This window comes from Gluconobacter japonicus (assembly GCF_015244665.1).
GTDB lineage: Bacteria > Pseudomonadota > Alphaproteobacteria > Acetobacterales > Acetobacteraceae > Gluconobacter > Gluconobacter japonicus.
Genome location: NZ_JABCQN010000022.1, coordinates 1 through 867, shown reverse-complemented (window position 1 = coordinate 867; position 867 = coordinate 1). Strand labels below are relative to the sequence as shown.

The following is an 867-nucleotide window of genomic DNA, read 5'->3' as shown; positions in this document are numbered from 1 at the left end:
TAGGTCATGTTGACAAAAAATCTGATCCAGAGCTTTGCGGCGGCGAGATTGAGGAAACTCATGAAGGACAAGGCGGTCTTGTCGTAGCGCGTCGCAATACGGCGCATCTGCTTGAGTTTGTTGAACATCCGCTCGATGCCGTTGCGTTCCCTGTAACGCCACCAGTCTGTTTTCTGTGGAGCACTGCGGCTTTTGCGTGATGGAATAACCGGCAGGATCCCGTGGATCAGCAGGTCCTGGCGGAAGCTGTCACTGTCATAGCCCCGATCAGCCAGCATGGCTTTGGGGGGCGGGACAGACAGCTTCATCAGGGCGTCTGTGGCTTTGTAGTCCGAGACCTGGCCTCCGGTAAGGACAAAGCCAAGAGGGCATCCCTGATTGTCACATCGGGCAAGGATCTTGCTCGTAAAGCCGCCGCGTGATCGACCAAAAGCCTCCGAATGAGCCCCCCTTTTGCGCCCTTAGCCTGTGAATGGGCACGGACTACGGTGCTGTCGACCATATGCTGCCAGTTATCGGTCAGGCCGAGGTCTATCAGGGTTTGCAGCAGAGCATCCCACACCCCCTGTTCAGCCCAACGCCGGAACCGGACATAGACCGAGTTCCACTTGCCGTAGCGCTCATGCATGTCCCGTCACGGACAGCCTGTGCGCAGAACATGCAGCATACCATTGAGAAACAGGCGGTTGTCTCCAGCTGGTCGAGCCCAACGTCCGCGCTCAGGCGGCAGAAGCGGACCAATCATCGCCCATTCCTGATCCGTCAGATCGCCTCGTGCCATGCCCGCTCCACCGTGCCGTCTGCGTTGAAGCAACCAGTGAATCAGATCTCAGGATGAGTGTATAGACCTTTTGTCAACGCGACCTA

The 867-nt window shown here is 57.3% G+C and carries 3 protein-coding genes; all 3 read right to left on the bottom strand.

Translation table 11 applies throughout. The features are described 5' to 3' along the window. On the bottom strand, nucleotides 1-398 hold a 398-nt coding region (locus HKD32_RS15370), incomplete at its 3' end, for an IS5 family transposase (RefSeq protein ID WP_337905554.1). Continuing rightward, on the bottom strand, nucleotides 308-628 hold the full coding sequence (locus HKD32_RS15395) for a hypothetical protein (protein ID WP_235678172.1): 321 nt from the start codon (nucleotides 626-628) through the stop codon (nucleotides 308-310). The genes HKD32_RS15395 and HKD32_RS15370, both read right to left, overlap by 91 nt. A 6-nt stretch (nucleotides 629-634) precedes the next feature. Beyond that, nucleotides 635-781: a transposase gene (locus HKD32_RS15365; RefSeq protein ID WP_228119080.1), complete on the bottom strand. Its 147-nt coding sequence runs from the start codon at nucleotides 779-781 to the stop codon at nucleotides 635-637. Nucleotides 782-867: the final 86 nt, after the last annotated feature.